General features: G+C 59.7%; 15 protein-coding genes. 9 read left to right on the plus strand and 6 right to left on the minus strand.

Annotation, left to right across the window (positions count from 1 at the left end):
* Nucleotides 1–45: 45 nt before the first annotated feature.
* Both B7L09_RS12045 and B7L09_RS12050 read left to right on the plus strand, forming a co-directional pair.
* A complete protein-coding gene (locus B7L09_RS12045; RefSeq protein WP_094468997.1) occupies nucleotides 46–1,173 on the plus strand; it encodes an NAD(P)/FAD-dependent oxidoreductase in 1,128 nt (375 codons plus the stop codon).
* A gap of 89 nt (nucleotides 1,174–1,262) precedes the next feature.
* Nucleotides 1,263–1,889 carry a helix-turn-helix transcriptional regulator gene (locus tag B7L09_RS12050; protein ID WP_094468998.1) on the plus strand — a complete coding sequence of 209 codons (627 nt, stop codon included), beginning with the start codon at nucleotides 1,263–1,265 and terminating at the stop codon, nucleotides 1,887–1,889.
* Between the two features lie 78 nt (nucleotides 1,890–1,967).
* On the opposite strand, the gene B7L09_RS12055 is transcribed toward B7L09_RS12050, so the two are convergent.
* The 6 genes from B7L09_RS12055 to B7L09_RS12080 form a co-directional block, all read right to left on the minus strand.
* Nucleotides 1,968–2,744, minus strand: a complete 777-nt coding sequence (locus tag B7L09_RS12055; RefSeq protein ID WP_094468999.1) for an ABC transporter substrate-binding protein — start codon at nucleotides 2,742–2,744, stop codon at nucleotides 1,968–1,970.
* 306 nt (nucleotides 2,745–3,050) lie between these two features.
* Complete coding sequence (gene moaE / locus B7L09_RS12060; RefSeq protein WP_094469000.1) at nucleotides 3,051–3,503, minus strand: molybdopterin synthase catalytic subunit MoaE; 453 nt, start codon at nucleotides 3,501–3,503, stop codon at nucleotides 3,051–3,053.
* A 1-nt stretch (nucleotide 3,504) separates the two neighbouring features.
* Nucleotides 3,505–3,747, minus strand: coding sequence for a molybdopterin converting factor subunit 1 (moaD, locus tag B7L09_RS12065; RefSeq protein ID WP_094469001.1), 243 nt, complete (start codon nucleotides 3,745–3,747; stop codon nucleotides 3,505–3,507).
* A complete protein-coding gene (gene moaC / locus B7L09_RS12070) occupies nucleotides 3,744–4,217 on the minus strand; it encodes a cyclic pyranopterin monophosphate synthase MoaC (protein ID WP_094469002.1) in 474 nt (157 codons plus the stop codon). The genes moaD and moaC overlap by 4 nt, the downstream gene beginning before the upstream one ends.
* A gap of 236 nt (nucleotides 4,218–4,453) precedes the next feature.
* Entirely contained in the window at nucleotides 4,454–5,848 is a 1,395-nt protein-coding gene (locus B7L09_RS12075; RefSeq protein WP_094469003.1) for a PhoH family protein, read from the minus strand.
* Nucleotides 5,849–6,196: 348 nt separating this feature from the next.
* Nucleotides 6,197–7,321: a polysaccharide deacetylase family protein gene (locus B7L09_RS12080; RefSeq protein ID WP_094469004.1), complete on the minus strand. Its 1,125-nt coding sequence runs from the start codon at nucleotides 7,319–7,321 to the stop codon at nucleotides 6,197–6,199.
* A gap of 265 nt (nucleotides 7,322–7,586) precedes the next feature.
* Here B7L09_RS12080 and yaaA point away from each other — a divergent pair, with 265 nt between their 5' ends.
* The 7 genes from yaaA (at nucleotide 7,587) to algG (ending at nucleotide 17,923) form a co-directional block, all read left to right on the plus strand.
* Nucleotides 7,587–8,366 carry a peroxide stress protein YaaA gene (gene yaaA, locus B7L09_RS12085; RefSeq protein ID WP_094469005.1) on the plus strand — a complete coding sequence of 260 codons (780 nt, stop codon included), beginning with the start codon at nucleotides 7,587–7,589 and terminating at the stop codon, nucleotides 8,364–8,366.
* An 809-nt stretch (nucleotides 8,367–9,175) separates the two neighbouring features.
* A complete protein-coding gene (locus B7L09_RS12090; protein ID WP_094469006.1) occupies nucleotides 9,176–10,492 on the plus strand; it encodes a nucleotide sugar dehydrogenase in 1,317 nt (438 codons plus the stop codon).
* Nucleotides 10,493–10,719: 227 nt separating this feature from the next.
* Entirely contained in the window at nucleotides 10,720–12,201 is a 1,482-nt protein-coding gene (gene alg8, locus B7L09_RS12095) for a mannuronan synthase (protein WP_438269321.1), read from the plus strand.
* A 36-nt stretch (nucleotides 12,202–12,237) separates the two neighbouring features.
* Nucleotides 12,238–13,407, plus strand: coding sequence for an alginate biosynthesis protein Alg44 (locus tag B7L09_RS12100; RefSeq protein WP_094469008.1), 1,170 nt, complete (start codon nucleotides 12,238–12,240; stop codon nucleotides 13,405–13,407).
* A 27-nt stretch (nucleotides 13,408–13,434) separates the two neighbouring features.
* Nucleotides 13,435–14,823, plus strand: coding sequence for an alginate biosynthesis TPR repeat lipoprotein AlgK (gene algK / locus B7L09_RS12105; RefSeq protein WP_176457695.1), 1,389 nt, complete (start codon nucleotides 13,435–13,437; stop codon nucleotides 14,821–14,823).
* Nucleotides 14,820–16,307, plus strand: a complete 1,488-nt coding sequence (locus tag B7L09_RS12110; RefSeq protein ID WP_094469010.1) for an alginate export family protein — start codon at nucleotides 14,820–14,822, stop codon at nucleotides 16,305–16,307. Before algK ends, B7L09_RS12110 begins: the two co-directional genes overlap by 4 nt.
* Before the next feature lie 26 nt (nucleotides 16,308–16,333).
* A complete protein-coding gene (gene algG / locus B7L09_RS12115; RefSeq protein WP_094469011.1) occupies nucleotides 16,334–17,923 on the plus strand; it encodes a mannuronan 5-epimerase AlgG in 1,590 nt (529 codons plus the stop codon).
* Nucleotides 17,924–17,931: the final 8 nt, after the last annotated feature.

The following is a 17,931-nucleotide window of genomic DNA, read 5'->3' on the forward strand; positions in this document are numbered from 1 at the left end:
CGGCTCCTACAGGAGATCTTTATTTGCGCTCGACAGGAGACGTTCATGAGCCAGGCAGATTTCATCATCATCGGCGGCGGGATTGCCGGCGCTTCCACCGGTTTCTGGCTGTCGCAGCACGCCCGGGTGATTGTGCTTGAACGCGAATCCCATCCGGCCTATCACTCCACCGGACGCTCGGCTGCGCTCTACACCGCGGCGTATGGCACACCACAGGTTCGGGCGCTGACCCAGGCCAGCCGCGACTTCTTCGACGCACCGCCAGCCGGTTTCTGCGAACACCCGTTGCTGACCCCGCGTGGCGAGATGACCGTGGATTTCACTGGTGACCCCGCCGAGCTGAACAATCAATACCTGAGCGCCAAGGCCACGGTGGCGGAAATGCAACTGCTCAGCGCCGACGAAGCCTGCGCGCGGTTGCCGATCCTGCGTCGCGAAAAAGTCCACGGTGCCATCTTCGACCCGACGGCCAGCGACATCGACACCGACGCCCTGCACCAGGGTTATTTGCGCGGTATCCGCCGCAACAAAGGCGAAGTCCACACCGACAGCGAAGTGCTGAGCCTGAACCGCAATGCCGAAGGCCTGTGGCAGGTTCAAACCAATAGCCAGACTTTCAGCGCACCGGTCATCATCAACGCGGCAGGCGCGTGGGCCGACAAGATCGGCGAGCTGGCCGGCGCCAAGTCGTTGGGACTGCAGCCGAAACGGCGCGCGGCGTTCATTTTCGCCGGCCCCGAGGGCGTGGACATCCACCATTGGCCGATGCTGGTGGCCCTCGACGAAGCCTTCTACATGAAACCCGACGCCGGCATGTTCCTGGGCTCACCGGCCAACGCCGACCCCGTCGAGCCGCAGGATGTGCAGCCCGAAGAGCTGGACATCGCCATGGGCATTTACCAGATCGAAGAAGCCACCACGCTGACCATCCGCCGCCCGACCCGGACCTGGGCCGGGCTGCGCAGTTTTGTGCACGACGGTGATTTGCTCTCGGGCTTCGACCCGCACGTGCCGGGGCTGTTCTGGGTCGCGGCGCAAGGCGGCTATGGCATCCAGACCTCACCCGCCATGGGCCAGGCCAGCGCAGCGCTGGTACGCGGTGAAGCCTTGCCCGAACAACTCAGCCGTTTCGGCCTGGACGCCGAGATGCTTTCCCCTGCCCGCCTGGGCTGATTTTCCTCCTCAGGTGACGTGTCGACACGATTGCGGCACACTTCCAGCGCCCTTTTTGCAGGGCGCTAAGCTGCCTGGAGCTCCACTGTATGAACGCACCTGAAAAAGACCCGGCCCTGGACAACTATCGGGCAATCGCCGATGCGATCGCTACGTTGTTCTTCCCTCATGCCGAGGTGGTGCTGCACGATCTGCGCACGCAAAAAATCGATTACATCGCCAACAATCTGTCCAAACGGGNCATCGGCGACGACTCGGCGCTGGAGGACATGCTCAGCGATGACATCCGCGAAGTGAATATCGGTCCGTACGAAAAGCTCAATTGGGACGGCCAGAAAATTCGCAGCCTGAGCACCGTGCTCCACGACCACAAAGGTCGCCGGTTGGCGGTGCTGTGCATCAACCTGAATATCTCGCTGTTCGAAAATGCCAAGGCGGCACTGGACCTGTTCCTGTCGCCGAGCAAGCTGATCCCGCAACCGGACTCATTGTTTCGCGATGACTGGCAGGAACGNATCAATACCTTCCTGCACGCCTGGCTGCGCGAACGTCAGCTGAGCCTGAACCTGCTGACGCGCGACCACAAACGCGAACTGGTGTTGGCGTTGCACGCCGAAGGGGCCTTCAAGGGTAAAAGCGCTTCGAACTATGTGGCCAATGTGCTGAACATGGGGCGGGCGACTGTTTACAAGCATTTGAAGGAATTGAAGGGCTGAGCCCAACGATGTGTATTGGTTGATCCGGCNTGTTCGCAGGACTAATGTGGGAGCGGGCTTGCTCGCGAAGGCGTTAGATCAATCGCCGTAGATGTCAGCCTTGAAGTACTTCTCGGAAATCTTCTGGTACTCGCCACTCGCGCGAATCCCATCGATGGCCGTGTTCAACTCACTGACCAATGCCGTATTGCCCTTGCGCACCGCGATCCCGGCGCCCTCGCCCACGTATTTCGGGTCCTTGAGTTCGGGGCCGACAAAGGCGTAGCCCTTGCCGCGTGGCATCGCCAGGAAGTCACTCAGGGGGATGGTGTCGGCAAAGATCGCATCCAGGCGACCTGACGCCAGGTCCATGTAGATTTCTTCGTTATTACTGTAGCGCTTGACGTTGATGCCCTTGGGCTCGAACACCTCGGTGGCGTAGCGGTCGGTGGTCGTGGCGCGTTGCACGCCGATGGTCTTGCCCTTGAGGCTGGCGTACTGGTCATCCACGGCTGCACCGTCCTTCATCACCAGGCGCGAGGACGTAAAGTAATACTTGTGGGTGAAATCCACCGATTTCTTGCGGTCTTCGTTGATGGTCATGGACGACAGGGCCATGTCGATTTTCTTCACTTTGAGGGAAGGAATCAGACCGTCGAACTCACCCTCTACCCACACGCACTTGACCTTCATTTGCGCACACAACGCGTTGCCGATGTCGTAGTCGAACCCGACGATTTTGCCGTCCTGGGTCTTGGACGCGAAGGGTGGATAAGCCGCTTCGATGCCGATGCGCAGGGTTTTGTCGGCGGCGAATAGCGTGCTGCACGCCAACAGGCTCAGCGCCAGACCGGTGATGAGGGGGAATTTCTTCATGTTCGTTCTCTCGCGGGTTGTTGTTGGTTTGGCAAGACAGAAGAAAGAGCTGTAACGGGGGAAACGCCTTTTTTGTACTTATAATTCCATACTGGACTTTTATGTATAAATCGTCAATCGGGGCGATGGAGGATGTGCGGGCCGGTGGTCGGGCGGTGGTCATTGGGATTTTCGGTGTTGCGGATGGCCCCTTCGCGGGCAAGCCTCGCTCCCACAGGTTTTACGTTGTTCACATAATCTGTGTACTACACAAAACCTGTGGGAGCGGGCTTGCCCGCGAAGGCGTACTGGCAGACGCCGCAGGAATCACTGTTTCCAGCGATCCGCCGCCGCATGATCGCTGTCACGCCCTTCCACCCAGCGCGGCCCGTCGCTGGTGTTTTCCTTCTTCCAGAACGGCGCACGGGTTTTCAGGTAGTCCATGACAAAGGCGCAGGCGTCGAACGCCGCCTGGCGGTGGGCGCTGGCGGCGCCGACGAAGACGATCGGTTCACCCGGTTCCAGGGCGCCGATCCGGTGCAGCACTTCAAGCTTGAGCAGCGGCCAGCGCTGTTCAGCCTCCAGGGCGATCTTGGCCAGGGCTTTTTCGGTCATGCCGGGATAGTGCTCAAGGAACATGCCCGACACGTCGCGGCCGTCATTGAAATCGCGCACATAGCCGACAAAACTCACCACCGCGCCCACGCCGACATTGGCCGCGTGCATGGCATTGACTTCCGCCCCCGGATCGAACGCCGTGGACTGCACGCGAATCGCCATGTCAGCCCCCGGTCACGGTCGGAAAGAACGCCACTTCGTCACCGTCAGTCACCGGTTCGTCGAGCTGGCAGAGGTCCTCGTTGCGGGCGCACATCAGGTTCTGCTCGCTCAACACCTCGGCACCGTCACGCTGAGCCAGCAACGCACGCACATCGTCGACCGTGGCGAAATCGCCTTCAATCTTGATCGAGTCCACGCCGAGCGCTTCGCGGTAGCGGGCAAAAAACTTCACGGTGACGTTCATGGTTGATCTGCCTGGAAATGGCCGCTCTTGCCGCCGAGTTTTTCCAGCAGCCGAATACTTTCGATGGTCATGCCACGGTCCACGGCCTTGCACATGTCGTAGATCGTCAGCGCTGCGACACTGGCAGCGGTCAGCGCTTCCATCTCCACGCCGGTCTGCCCGGACAACTTGCAGCGCGCGACAATGCGCACGGTGTCATCGCCTTCGGCACTCAGCTCGACCTTGACGCCGGTGAGCATCAGCGGATGGCACAGGGGAATCAGGTCGCTGGTTTTCTTCGCTGCCTGAATGCCGGCGATACGCGCCACGGCGAACACATCCCCCTTGGGGTGACCGCCACTGACGATCATCTGCAGGGTTTCGGGGAGCATGCGCACCAGCGCTTGAGCGGTCGCTTCACGGAACGTCACGGCTTTGTCGGTGACGTCGACCATATGGGCGCGACCTTGGGAATCGAGATGAGTCAGCACAGGGATACTCCTGATCAGGAGCGTCGATTGTAAACCTGCGGGTCAATTTTCCGCACGTTTGATTATTTGATGGATAGCCCTTGTAGGAGCGAGGCTTGCCCGCGAAGGCGGCGTGTCAGACAGATTGGTGTTGAATGTGCCGCCGTCTTCGCGGGCAAGCCTCGCTCCTGCAAGGGGATTTGTGTTGGGCATAAAAAAACCGGGCGGTTTTGGGCCGCCCGGTTCTGGTGATGGGATTACAAATGCGTTTCGGCGTATTCAGCCAGAATCGAACGAGGCACCCCTTGCAGGGTGATGTGCACACCGTTCGGGAAGTCTTTGAAGCGTTCCGTCAGGTAAGTCAGCCCGGAGCTGGTCGCGGACAGGTAAGGGGTGTCGATCTGTGCCAGGTTGCCCAGGCACACCACTTTGGAACCGGCGCCGGCACGGGTGATGATGGTTTTCATCTGGTGCGGCGTCAGGTTCTGGCATTCATCGATCAAAATCAGGCTTTGCTGGAAGCTGCGACCTCGGATGTAGTTGAGGGATTTGAACTGCAACGGCACTTTGCTGAGGATGTAATCGACGCTGCCATGGGTGTTTTCGTCATCCATGTGCAAGGCTTCGAGGTTGTCGGTGATCGCCCCCAGCCACGGCTCCATTTTTTCCGCCTCGGTGCCGGGCAGGAAACCGATTTCCTGGTCCAGGCCCTGCACGCTGCGNGTCGCAATGATCCGCCGGTAGCGCTTGCTGACCATGGTCTGCTCAATCGCTGCGGCCAAGGCCAGGATGGTTTTACCGGAACCTGCAGCCCCGGTCAGGTTGACCAGGTGGATATCCGGGTCGAGCAGCGCATACAGCGCCAGGCTCTGGTAGATGTCACGCGGTTTCAGGCCCCAGGCTTCCTGGTGCAACAGGGGTTCCTGATGCAGGTCGAGGATCAGCAGCTTGTCGACCTGGATCTCTTTGATCCAGCCGACAAAGCCCTGTTCGTCGATGATGAACTCGTTGATATGCACGGCAGGCAGGTTGTCGGTCAGCTGTACCTGGTGCCAGGTGCGGCCATGGTCCTGACGGGTTTCGACTTTGCTGACGCGGTCCCAGAAGGAGCCGGTCATGTTGTGGTAACCGTTGGGCAGCAACGAAACGTCATCGACCAGTTGGTCGGTGCTGTAGTCCTCGGCCGCGATCCCGCACGCCCGGGCCTTGAGGCGCATGTTGATGTCTTTGGTGACCAGCACCACGGGCAGTTTCGGCTCGCGCGCGTGCAGGTCAATCAACTGGTTGATGATGATGTTGTCGTTCAGGTGTTCGGGAAGAATGATGTTCGGTTCGGCACGCTTGCTCATCAGAATTGACAGCAAACCCTTGGGCCCGCTCTTGCCGCGCTGGATCGGCACACCGACTTCAACGTCCTCGGGTGAGGCTTCACCCAGGGTCTTGTCGATCAGGCGAATGGCCTGGCGGCACTCGGCGGCAACGCTGTGGTGCCCGCTTTTGAGTTTGTCGAGCTCCTCAAGCACGATCATCGGGATAGCGACGTGGTGTTCTTCGAAGTTAAGCAGTGCGTTTGGATCGTGAATCAGTACGTTGGTATCAAGCACATAAAGGATTGGCTGGTCGGAAGAAGGGTTACGTCCATGATCATCCATACTCGGTCACCTTTGTGGGAGCCAGTCGACGCAATACCACAACAGTGCTGCGCCTCGAAGTGACTACCGAATTCACCTGCGGGGACTCAAGTGAACTGCATCCATAGCGGGGTCTTGGGAGACGCCACCTGTGTTGCAGGTTTCGGCGATCTGNCTTCGTAATACTCCAAAAACCATGACAGAAAAAAGTACTTTGACGNTTTTTTGAAGTTTATTTTTCAGAGTGACCAATAGCACTAGGCGGATGGCCATCACCCCGTTAAAGTCGGAAGTCCGCCTGCATCGAAATCTGCTCGAAAATCACCCCGACGTACCCTCCTCCCCAATGATTCCGGGCTTTTCACGGTTTCAGCGAAATGCGTCCTGACAGTCCTCCCAACCGATCCCGCTTTGCGCCGTTTGCGAAATGAGCCAGGGCATCGCCGTTTTGACTGCATCCTGCTTCACATTGAAGTTGATCACCCCGTGTCGCCACAGCAGCATCAACGTCAACACGCGCTGGGCGCTCGGGTTGCCCTTGAGCTTGCCGGCGCCATCCTGGGCATCGATGTCCCACAAGGCGACTTGCAAACCCTGAGCCTTGAAGAAGCCTTCGGCATCCGAACGACGCTGACCATCCGGTGGGCGGAACAGCGGCACGTAATTCTCCGGCAGTTTGCTCTTGACCAGGTCGACGCTACGGCGCACCGAATCCTGCCAGTCCTGCCAGTGGCTGTGGGAGCGAAACTCCCAGCCTTGCACGCCGATGCACTGCGTTGAATACGTCGCTTGCAGACTGGACACCGAGCGCTCGGCCAGACGCGCCTGAATGTCTTTGCCCAGCACGAAGAAAGTGCCGCTCATGTTCGATTTGCGCAGGTACTCCGCGACCCAGCCGGTGTTGTCCGGCGTGACATTGGCGGCGCTGTCGAACGTCAGCAAAAACAACCGGTCATGCATCTCGTCGCCGTTGCGCTCATAGTCGCCAAAACGATCGACTTCGCTGCTGCTCTGTGGAGACAGTGCCGCCTTGCGCAGTTGCTCGTCCAGATACTGGGCGTGGAACAACCGGCTCGGCTCCGACCACTTGGTGTAATAGCTGTCATCGCTGACCTGAAACTTGGCCGCTTGCTGGCGCAGGGTGTCCATGTCCTCGACGAGGAAACAAAAGGAGGCATCCTGATCACAGCTCTGCTGGGCGAAGTTGTAGTTGGTGAGCAGGCGCTGCCACAAGCGCTGGCGCAGGTTGTTGACCGCCTCCAGATTAATCTTGCGCAGGCCCAGACGCTGGGCCAGGCTCGCCTCATCCAGCGATTCGCTGGCGAGCAGCACCCGCGCGAACATGAGGATTTCAGCGCGTGATGCGACGTCGAACAGCGTTGGGCTGCTGAGCTGTTCCGGCCAGGTGCTGCGATCAAGCGTCGCCACATCGCCCGGCGCCGCCATGGCACCGAAGCTCAAGAGCCAGGCCGATAATAGAAAAACGATACGCAATGGGATGTCTCCATAACAAAACCCGCGCGGCACTATAGCTGATCCGGCCCACATTCCCGCAGCAGCACCGACCCCCTGTGGGAGCGAGCTTGCTCGCGATAGCGGTAAATCAGATGACATTGATGCTGGATGAGCGGCCGTCATCGCGAGCAAGCTCGCTCCCACAGGTTTTTGCGCAGCACCACCGATCACCTATGACACCCATAGCTGGAGTCAACCGGCCCAACCCCCTAGAATCGCCCCCACGATTAAAGGAGACGACTTCATGCTGATGGTGATTTCCCCCGCCAAGACCCTCGATTTCGANTCAAAGCCGGTCACCCCGCGCTTCACCCAGCCGCAGTACCTCGACCACTCCCAGGAGCTGATCGAACAACTGCGCGAACTCANGCCCGCGCAAATCAGCGAGTTGATGCACGTCTCCGATAAAATCGGCGGCCTCAACGCCGCGCGTTTCGGCAGCTGGACGCCGGCGTTCACACCGGAAAACGCCAAGCAGGCGTTGCTCGCCTTCAAGGGTGACGTGTACACCGGCCTCAACGCACAAACCTTCAGCGAAGCCGATTTCGATTACGCGCAACTGCACTTGCGCATGCTCTCAGGCCTGTACGGACTGCTGCGCCCTCTGGACCTGATGCAACCGTATCGTCTGGAGATGGGCACCAAACTGGCGAATGCCCGTGGCAAGGATCTGTATGCGTTCTGGGGCACCCGGATCAGCGAATGGCTGAACGAAGCCCTGGCCGACCAGGGCGACGACGTGTTGCTGAACCTGGCCTCCAACGAGTACTTCTCGGCGGTCAAACGCAATGCCCTGAACGCGCGCATCATNAACACCGAATTCAAGGACCTGAAGAACGGTCAGTACAAGATCATCAGCTTCTACGCGAAAAAAGCGCGCGGAATGATGAGTCGTTTTGTCATTGAAGAGCGCGTCAACGACCCGGCAGAGCTCAAAAAATTTGACGTTCAAGGCTATCGCTACAGCGTCGAGCAGTCTAAACCGGACCATTTGGTGTTCCTGCGCGATCACGCGCCAGAGTAAGCACCCGTTCGGTGCACGACAGCAAAAATTGGTCGTGCGCCGCCGTCTGATCGTCCAACAATTCCCCGCCTTATTCGCCGACTTATTGGCGCCAAAAATCCACCGCTCAATTTTCTAACTATTGTTTCACTCGACTTTGATGATTTTTTTCAGTAGTGGCACTGAAAATTTTTATCGGTAGTGGCACAAAACTATCCAACCCGATATTCGGCCTATATATAAAGGGCCAAACGGCAAGTGCTATCAATATGAGAGCAGTGCCATCTTTCTCAATATTTCAAGAAATTTCAGAATTCGCGATGGGCGGACAGGAACTATGTCCAAATGCGTAGCTCATACCACCGGTAACGATTTTCTCAATGCATGTACGAGATAACTTACGCAGAGAAGAGCGTCACGTATCGAAGTTGTCACATTAACTTCTGCAGACTGGGCCTCTAATTTGGGCAACACATTAAGGACAGGAGATACGCTCATCAATATCCCCTTCAAGGCCAAGGCTGCGCCCCTATAAACGTGCTCATCTGAGCACCCAACCGCTTGATTTACGGGCTTATGCCTGACATTGAGCGCGCAAGACCATTGCACGAATGTCTTCTGATCAGAAGATCGGCTGCATAACAGGGCACATCAGAATAATAAGGCCTAGTTGCGCACATCTTGAGTGCACTTATTTAGACACTCGGAACTTTGTATGCCTGCACGCGGCACTGCGGCGCCTGTAAGGCCGCACTTGCGAGTGCACTATACCGCTGAACACCATTAACTCCGGCCATGTAATGGCTTGATAAAACACAGAGGTAATTGCGATGCGCATCAGCATATTTGGTCTAGGTTACGTCGGCGCAGTCTGTGCCGGTTGCCTGTCTGCCCGTGGCCATGANGTNGTTGGCGTCGATGTTGCCAAAGACAAAATCGATATGATCAACGCCGGCCGTTCGCCGATCGTTGAACCGGGTCTGGGCGAACTTCTGAAGAAGGGTATCGAGACGGGCAAATTGCGCGGCACGACCAACTTCGCCGACGCCATCCGCGATACCGACCTCTCGATGATTTGCGTCGGCACGCCGAGCAAGAAAAACGGCGATCTGGAACTCAACTACATCGAATCGGTATGCCGCGAGATCGGTTTTGTCCTGCGTGACAAGACCACCCGCCACACCATCGTGGTGCGCAGTACCGTATTGCCGGGCACTGTGGCCAACGTTGTCATCCCGATCCTCGAAGACTGCTCCGGCAAAAAAGCCGGCGTCGACTTCGGTGTCGCGGTCAACCCGGAATTCCTGCGCGAATCCACTGCCATCGCCGACTACGACCTGCCGCCGATGACGGTCATCGGCGAGTTCGACAAAGCCTCCGGCGATGTCCTGCAGTCGCTGTACGAAGAACTCGACGCGCCGATCATCCGCAAGGACATCGCCGTCGCCGAAATGATCAAGTACACCTGCAACGTGTGGCACGCCACCAAAGTCACCTTCGCCAACGAGATCGGCAACATCGCCAAGGCCGTTGGCGTCGATGGCCGTGAAGTGATGGAAGTGGTGTGCCAGGACAAGACCCTCAACCTGTCCCAGTACTACATGCGCCCTGGCTTCGCGTTCGGCGGCTCGTGCCTGCCAAAAGACGTGCGTGCCCTGACCTACCGCGCCGGTGCCCTGGACGTGGAAGCGCCGCTGCTGAACTCGCTGATGCGCAGCAACGAGTCCCAGGTACAGAACGCCTTCGACATCGTCGCCGGCCATGACAAACGCAAAGTCGCGCTGCTGGGCCTGAGCTTCAAGGCCGGCACTGACGACCTGCGCGAAAGCCCACTGGTAGAGCTCGCGGAAATGCTGATCGGCAAGGGCTTCGACCTGAGCATCTACGACAGCAACGTCGAATACGCCCGTGTGCACGGTGCGAACAAGGACTACATCGAAGGCAAGATCCCGCACGTCTCGTCCTTGCTCAACGCCGACTTTGACGACGTGATCGCCAACTCCGACGTGATCATCCTCGGCAACCGTGACGAGAAATTCCGCGCCCTGGCGCAGAACGCTCCACACGGCAAGCAAGTCGTCGACCTGGTTGGCTTCATGTCCAAAGCCACCAGCGTCAGCGGTCGTACCGAAGGCATCTGCTGGTAACCGGCGGGTTGTAAGCGCTTCGCGCTGATCGCCAGCAAGCCGGCTCCTACACATTCAACGCACACCTGTACCAGCAAGCCGGCTCCTACACATTCAACGCACACCTGTAGGAGCCGGCTTGCTGGCGATAGCGTCCCCCGGGACGCCACAACCTTCGGCCTTTTCGCCTGCCTTAACCCCATCGGGCCACCCTACAGGCTCGCCCGAGATAGAGACGGATGCAGATTATGCACAGGCTAAAGCACGGCCTACTTCAGGCCGCCGGTTGGCTGTTTTACCTAAGTTTATTGATGGGCATCGCCATGGCGTTGCCTGCGTCCACATTCGATTCCGATTCGAAGGACTTTATCTTCCTCATCGGTTTCATCGGCATCTGGCGCTACTCGATGGGCGCCACGCACTTNTTTCGCGGCATGCTGTTCCTGTATGTGGTCTACCCACACCTGCGGCGCAAGGTGCGCAAGCTGGGCAAGGCGGCAGACCCATCCCATGTCTTCCTGATGGTCACCAGCTTCCGTATCGATGCACTGACCACCGCCCAGGTCTACAGCTCGGTGATTCGCGAAGCGATCGACTGTGGCCTGCCGACCACCATGGTGTGCTCCATCGTCGAAATGTCCGATGAGAAGCTGGTTAAAAGCCTTTGGACGAAGATGAATCCGCCGGATCGGGTCAAGCTCGACTTCGTGCGCATTCCCGGCACCGGCAAGCGTGATGGCCTGGCCTACGGCTTCCGCGCCATCTCCCGCCACCTGCCGGATGACCGTGCAGTGGTCGCAGTGATCGATGGCGACACCGTGCTCGCCGAAGGCGTAGTACGCAAGACCGTGCCGTGGTTCCAGCTGTTCGGCAATGTCGGCGGCCTGACCACCAACGAGTTCTGCGAAGTGCGCGGCGGCTACATCATGAGCGAGTGGCACAAACTGCGCTTCGCCCAGCGCCACATCAACATGTGTTCCATGGCCCTGTCCAAGCGCGTGCTGACCATGACCGGGCGCATGTCGGTGTTCCGTGCCAGCGTCGTCACCGACCCGGGCTTTATCGCCGACGTGGAAAGCGACTCGCTGCAACACTGGCGCCTGGGCCGCTTCAAGTTTTTGACCGGGGATGACAAGTCCAGCTGGTTCAGCCTGATGCGCCTCGGTTACGACACCTTCTACGTGCCGGACGCCGCGATCAACACCGTGGAACACCCGCCGGAAAAGAGCTTCATCAAGGCCAGCCGCAAGCTGATGTTCCGCTGGTACGGCAACAACCTGCGCCAGAACTCCCGCGCGCTCGGCCTGGGCGTACGGCGCCTGGGCCTGTTCACCAGCGTGGTGCTGTTCGACCAGCGCGTGTCGATGTGGACGTCCCTGCTCGGCCTGACCGTGGCCGTCATCGCCACCTTCAAGTACGGCGGCGCGTTCATCCTCGCGTACCTGCTGTGGATCGGCATCACCCGCTTGATCCTGACCCTGCTGCTGTCGTGCTCCGGCCACACCATCGGCCCGGCGTACCCGGTGATTCTCTATTACAACCAGATCGTGGGCGCGCTGGTGAAGATCTACGTGTTCTTCCGCCTTGATCAACAGTCCTGGACCCGCCAGGACACCAAACTGACCCGCGATTTGGCCAGCTTTCAACGTTGGTTCAACACCTGGTCGTCTCGGACCATGACCTTCTCCGCCGGCAGCATATTCGTCGCCGTGTTGCTGATGATGGTCTGACAGCCACCTTATTGAATTAACCAGGAAATTGCCCCTATGAATACCGCCGTCAACGCCAACGTAGTGCATGAGTCAGAAGCCCAGCGCCAACACGCCCGAGTGAAAATCCCGGCCAAGCTGCGTTTCTTCGGTCCCGACCGGACCCCGATGGAAGCTCGAGTGATCGACCTCTCCGCTGGCGGCCTGGCCTTCAACGCCGGTCAGCTGCCGCTGAAAGTCGGCGACGTGTACAAGGCNCGCCTGCAATTCGTCATCGACAACCTCGGCCTGGCCATGGATGTAGAGCTGCAGATTCGCTCCTACGATCGCCAGAGCGGCCGCACCGGTTGCCAGTTCCAGAACCTCGATGCCCAGGATATTTCCACCCTGCGCCACTTGATCACCTCGCACTTGTCGGGCGACATCGTGACCATGGGCGACGTGTTGGCGACCCTGCAACGGGACAACTTCACCAAGGCGCGCAAGGTCAAGGATGGCGGCAGCGGCATGACCGCGTTCGGTCGCCTGCGCGCCGTGGTGTTCAGCGCCGGGATCTTCATTGTCGGCCTCGCCGCGTTCGGTTTTGTCTTCAAGTCGGTCTACGGCATGTACTTCGTCAGCCACGCCCAGGCCGGCCTCGTCAGCGTGGCAGGCATGAACATCACCATGCCGCGCGACGGCACCGTGCAGAGCCTGATCAAGGCCGACGGCGTCGCCGCCAAAGGCGCCCCGTTGGCGACGTTCAGCACCAGCATGCTCGATGTGCTCAAGGGCCATCTGGACGAAGAGCAGTTGCAACCGGCCAAGGTCGAAGAACTGTTCGGCAAGCAAATGACCGGCACCCTGACCTCCCCGTGTGATTGCGTCGTCGCCCAGCAACTGGTCGCCGACGGTCAGTACGCCAGCAAGGGCGACGTGATCTTCCGACTGGTGCCACGCGGCAGCCNNGCCAACGTTGAAGCACGTTTCACCTATCGCCAGTTCGGTGATGTGCTGCCAGGCAGCGCAGTCAGCTTCCAGATCGCCGGCGAAGACAAAACCCGCAGCGGCAAGATCGTCAGCAGCACCAGCCTGAAAAGCGCCGACCTCTCCTCCGACATCCGCGTACTGATCCAGCCTGACGAGCCACTCGACAGCAAGTTCGCCGGTCGCCCGGTTGAAGTCAACGCCACCCGTGGTCCGAACCTGAACTGGCTGATCGACAAAGCCATGGCTTCCGGTCTTTAACAGAGGACATGCCCGTGACGACTCCAAATATCCTCNGCCTCTGCATTCTGCACATTGGCACTGGCGGTCAGCCTCGCCGGTTGCGCCGGCCTGCCCGACCAGCGCCTGGCCAACGAAGCCCTCAAACGTGGCGACACCGCGCTGGCGGCGCAGAATTACCAGCAACTGGCAGATCTGGGCTACAGCGAAGCACAGGTTGGCTTGGCCGATATCCAGGTCGATAGCCGTGACCCGGCGCAGATCAAACAGGCCGAGGCGACTTATCGCGCCGCGGCCAGCGNCTCGCCGCGAGCCCAGGCCCGCCTGGGTCGCCTGCTGGTGGCCAAGCCGGGCGCCACCGAGGCCGAGCAGCACGAAGCCGAAGGGCTGCTGAAAAAAGCCTTTGCCGATGGCGAAGGCAACACCCTGATCCCGCTGGCGATGCTCTACCTGCAATANCCGCATAGCTTCCCGAACGTCAACGCCCAGCAGCAGATCAGCCAATGGCGCGCCGAGGGCAAACCGGAAGCGGGTCTGGCCCAAGTGCTGCTCTATCGCACCCAGGGCACTTACGACCAGCATCTGGATGATGTGGAGCGCATCTGCAAGGCCGCGTTGAACACCACCGACATCTGCTACGTCGAGTTGGCCACGGTCTACCAGAAAAGAGCCGAACCNGAGNAACAGGCCGAACTGATCAAGCAGATGCAAGCCGCTCATGCTCGCGGCACCGTCACCGCTCAACGCGTGGACAGTGTGGCTCGCGTGTTGGGTGATGCGAGCCTGGGCAAGACCGACGAGAAAACCGCTCAGTCGCTGCTCGAAGGCATCGCCCCCGGCTACCCCGCCTCCTGGGTCAGCCTGGCGCAACTGCTCTACGACTTCCCCGAACTGGGCGATGTCGACCAGATGATGAAGTACCTGGACAACGGTCGCGCCGCCGACCAGCCGCGCGCCGAACTGTTGCTGGGCAAGCTCTACTACGAAGGCAAGTGGGTGCCGGCGGACGCCAAGGCCGCCGAAGCGCACTTCGAAAAAGCCGTGGGCAAGGAAGTCGCCGCCGATTACTACCTCGGCCAGATCTACCGCCGTGGCTACCTGGGCAAGGTTTACTCGCAAAAAGCCCTCGACCACTTGCTGACCGCTGCGCGCAATGGCCAGAACAGCGCCGACTTCGCCATCGCCCAATTGTTTTCCCAAGGCAAGGGCACCCAGCCCAACCCATTGAACGCTTACGTCTTCAGCCAATTGGCCAAGGCGCAGAACACCCCGCAAGCCACCGAGCTTGCGCAAACACTCGAAGCCCAACTGCCGCCTGCCCAGCTCGCCGAGGCCAAACGCCTGTTGAAACAAGAACAGGACGTTCGTGGTGCCTTGAGCCAGAACACGCTGGAACTGCATGCCCTGCAAGAAGAAGACGGCGAGGAATCCCTATGAAGCTCAACCCATTCGTCAAGGCCGGCATCGGCCTGACCTGCGCCCTGCTGTGGTCATGCCCGACCCTGGCCGCGCTGACCGAAGCCAAGAACTTCGGCCTGGAAGTGAAAATCACCGGCCAGTCCGAAGACGACCGCGACCTGGGCACCAAGCCCGGCGGCGACGTCAACGGCATCGGCCTCGACCTGCGCCCATGGGTCTATGGCGAAAGCGGCGCGTGGAGCGCCTATGCCATGGGTCAGGCCGTGACGTCGAGCGACATCATCGAGACCGACACCCTGCAGCAGTCCGACAGCGACNGCNCCCAGGCCACCGACAACGGTGACCGCAAGACCAAGAAAAACTACCTGGCCATGCGCGAGTTCTGGGTCGGCTACAGCGGCTTCACGCCCTACCCTGGCGAGCTCCTCAAGTTCGGTCGCCAGCGCCTGAACAATGACGACGGCCAATGGCGCGATACCAATATCGAAGCGCTGAACTGGACCTTCGACACCACCTTGCTCAAGGCCAATGTCGGCGCCGCCGAACGCTTCAGCGAATACCGCACCGACCTGAAAGAACTGTCGCCTAAAGACAAGGATCGCCTGCACGCCTACGCCGATGCGGCGTATCAGTGGACGCCGGGCAACTGGGTGGGTATTCGCGGTCATCACACCCACGATGACGGCAAACTCGACTACGCGCAGCCGGGTGTTCCTGCCGATTCTCTGGACAAGAAACAGAACGGCGATATCAGCTGGATCGGCCTGACCGCCGACAGCGATGCCTACAACTGGCGCAACACCAACACCGTCAACTACTGGGCCAGCGTCACTGGCATGAGTGGCNACCGCGACGAGGTGAACCCGCTGAACGCCGACGGCACCGCGCCGGCACAAGCCAAAACCAGCGGCAACGTTGATGGCTGGGCCACTGACCTGGGCGTGCGTCTGCGCCTCGATCCGCAATGGCAAGTCGGTGCAGCGTATGCCCGCGCCAGCGCCNATTACGAGCAGAACGGTCTGCAAAGCAACCGTTCGAACTGGACCGGCACCCAATCGCGCGTGCACCGTTTCGGCGAAGCCTTCCGTGGCGAAATGCAAAACATGCAGACCGCTACGTTGTTCGGTTCGTGGATGCTCAACGACGAATACGACGCCAGCGTGATCTACCACAAATTCTGGCGTGTCGACGGTAACAAGCCGGTCGGCAGCAACGGCATCAACGCCGTCGAGAACAATACCGACGACGGCACCGGAGCGATTCTTTCCAGCACCTCTCTGCCGCTGGAAGACGGTAGCAAGGACCTCGGCCAGGAAATGGACGTAGTCGTCACCAAGTACTTCAAGCAAGGCCTGCTGCCGGCCTCCCTCAGTCAGTCGATCGATGAGCCTTCGGCCCTCGTGCGTTTGCGTGGCGGTGTGTTCAAGCCGGGCGACGCCTATGGCAGAGGCGTNGACTCGTACATGCACCGCGCGTTTATCGACGTGATCTGGCGCTTCTGATGCGAACCGCTAAGGGAGTTCCTGACATGAACAGTCCGAAGAGAGGCTCGATAACCTTGCTGGCCGGCGCGATGCTGCTGGCCAGCACGGCAGCCTTCGCCACAGTGGAGCCGGCCTCGCCCGTTCAAAAAGGGCAACCGGCGACCATTGCCAAAGGGTTGCAACAGGCCAAGACCTACACCGTCAGCAGCGCACCGACCGCACCGCTGGAACTGGAAAAACCGAAACTGCCGGACACCTCCGGCTACACCGCCGAAGCCATCGCCGCGAAAGTCGTGCGCACTAAGGCCGGCAAAATCAGCGTGCGCCGGATGATGCAGGAAAACGCCCTGAAGGACTTTATCGGCGGCGACAACAAGATGGCCGAATGGGTGGTGCGCCAACACGGTATTCCCCAGGCGATCTTTGTCGACGACGGCTACATGAACCTCAAGGACCTGCTCGGCAAAGTACCCAAGCAGTACCTCAGCGAAACGTCGCCGGGTGTGTTCCTGGCCAAGCTGCCGATCGTGGTCGGGCGCAAGGGCATCCTCGAAATCGACAAGAAGACTCAGGAACTGCGCCTGTCCCAGCAGGCCGGTTCGTTCCTGATCAACGACGGCCAGCTGTTTGTGCGCGACACCCGGATTACCGGCTGGAACGAAAAGGCCAACGGACCGGCGGCCTTCCAGTCGCCCAAGGAATTCCGCCCGTTCCTGTTGGCCTGGGGCGGCACCGAGACCTACATCGCCAACAGCAAGATGGCCAGTTTCGGTTACGCCAACAGTAAGTCGTACGGGGTGAGTATTTCCCAGTACACGCCGAACATGGCCAAGGTGCTCAAGCGCTCCGAGCCGACCGGCTGGATCATCGATTCCGAATTCTCGGACATGTGGTACGGCTTCTACTGCTACGAGACCACCGGCTTCGTGATCAAGGGCAACACCTACAAAGACAACATCGTCTACGGGATTGACCCGCACGACCGTTCCCACGGCCTGATCATCGCGGACAACACCGTCTACGGCACCAAGAAGAAGCACGGCATCATCATTTCGCGGGAAGTGAACGACAGCTTCATCTTCAATAACCGCAGCTATGACAACAAGCTTTCAGGCCTGGTGATCGACCGTAACAGCGTGAACAACCTGATCGCCTACAACGAGATCTACAAGAACCACACGGACGGCATCACCCTCTATGAGAGCGGCGACAACCTGCTGTGGGGCAACAAGGTGATTGCCAATCGTCGCCACGGTATCCGCATCCGTAACAGCGTGAACATTCGCCTGTACGAGAACAGCGCCATGGCCAACGGCCTGACCGGCGTGTACGGCCACATCAAGGACCTGACCGACACCGACCGGGACATCAAGCTCGACCCGTTCGACGCCCAGGTCTCACTGATCATCGTCGGNGGTGAACTGGCGGGNAACGGCAGCGGGCCGCTGTCCATCGACTCGCCGTTGAGCGTCGAGCTGTACCGCGTAGCGATGCTGGCGCCGACCAAATCCAGCGGCATCAGCTTCAACGGCGTGCTGGGTGACCGGCAGGAAGAAATTCTCGACCTGCTGGTGCGCCAGCAGAAAGCCGTGCTGATCGATCCTGTCGAACGCCAGACCCAAATGCAGGACTGAGGATGACC

Origin of the sequence: Pseudomonas mandelii (assembly GCF_002251635.1) — a bacterium.
Classification (GTDB): Bacteria; Pseudomonadota; Gammaproteobacteria; order Pseudomonadales; family Pseudomonadaceae; genus Aquipseudomonas; species Aquipseudomonas mandelii_B.

Bases quoted from the DNA above. Each gene is read 5' to 3' on its own strand.
- B7L09_RS12045 (WP_094468997.1), top strand. From the start codon at position 46: ATGAGCCAGGCAGATTTCATCATCATCGGCGGCGGGATTGCCGGCGCT.
- B7L09_RS12055 (WP_094468999.1), bottom strand. From the start codon at position 2,744: ATGAAGAAATTCCCCCTCATCACCGGTCTGGCGCTGAGCCTGTTGGCG.
- moaE (WP_094469000.1), bottom strand. From the start codon at position 3,503: ATGGCGATTCGCGTGCAGTCCACGGCGTTCGATCCGGGGGCGGAAGTC.
- moaD (WP_094469001.1), bottom strand. From the start codon at position 3,747: ATGAACGTCACCGTGAAGTTTTTTGCCCGCTACCGCGAAGCGCTCGGC.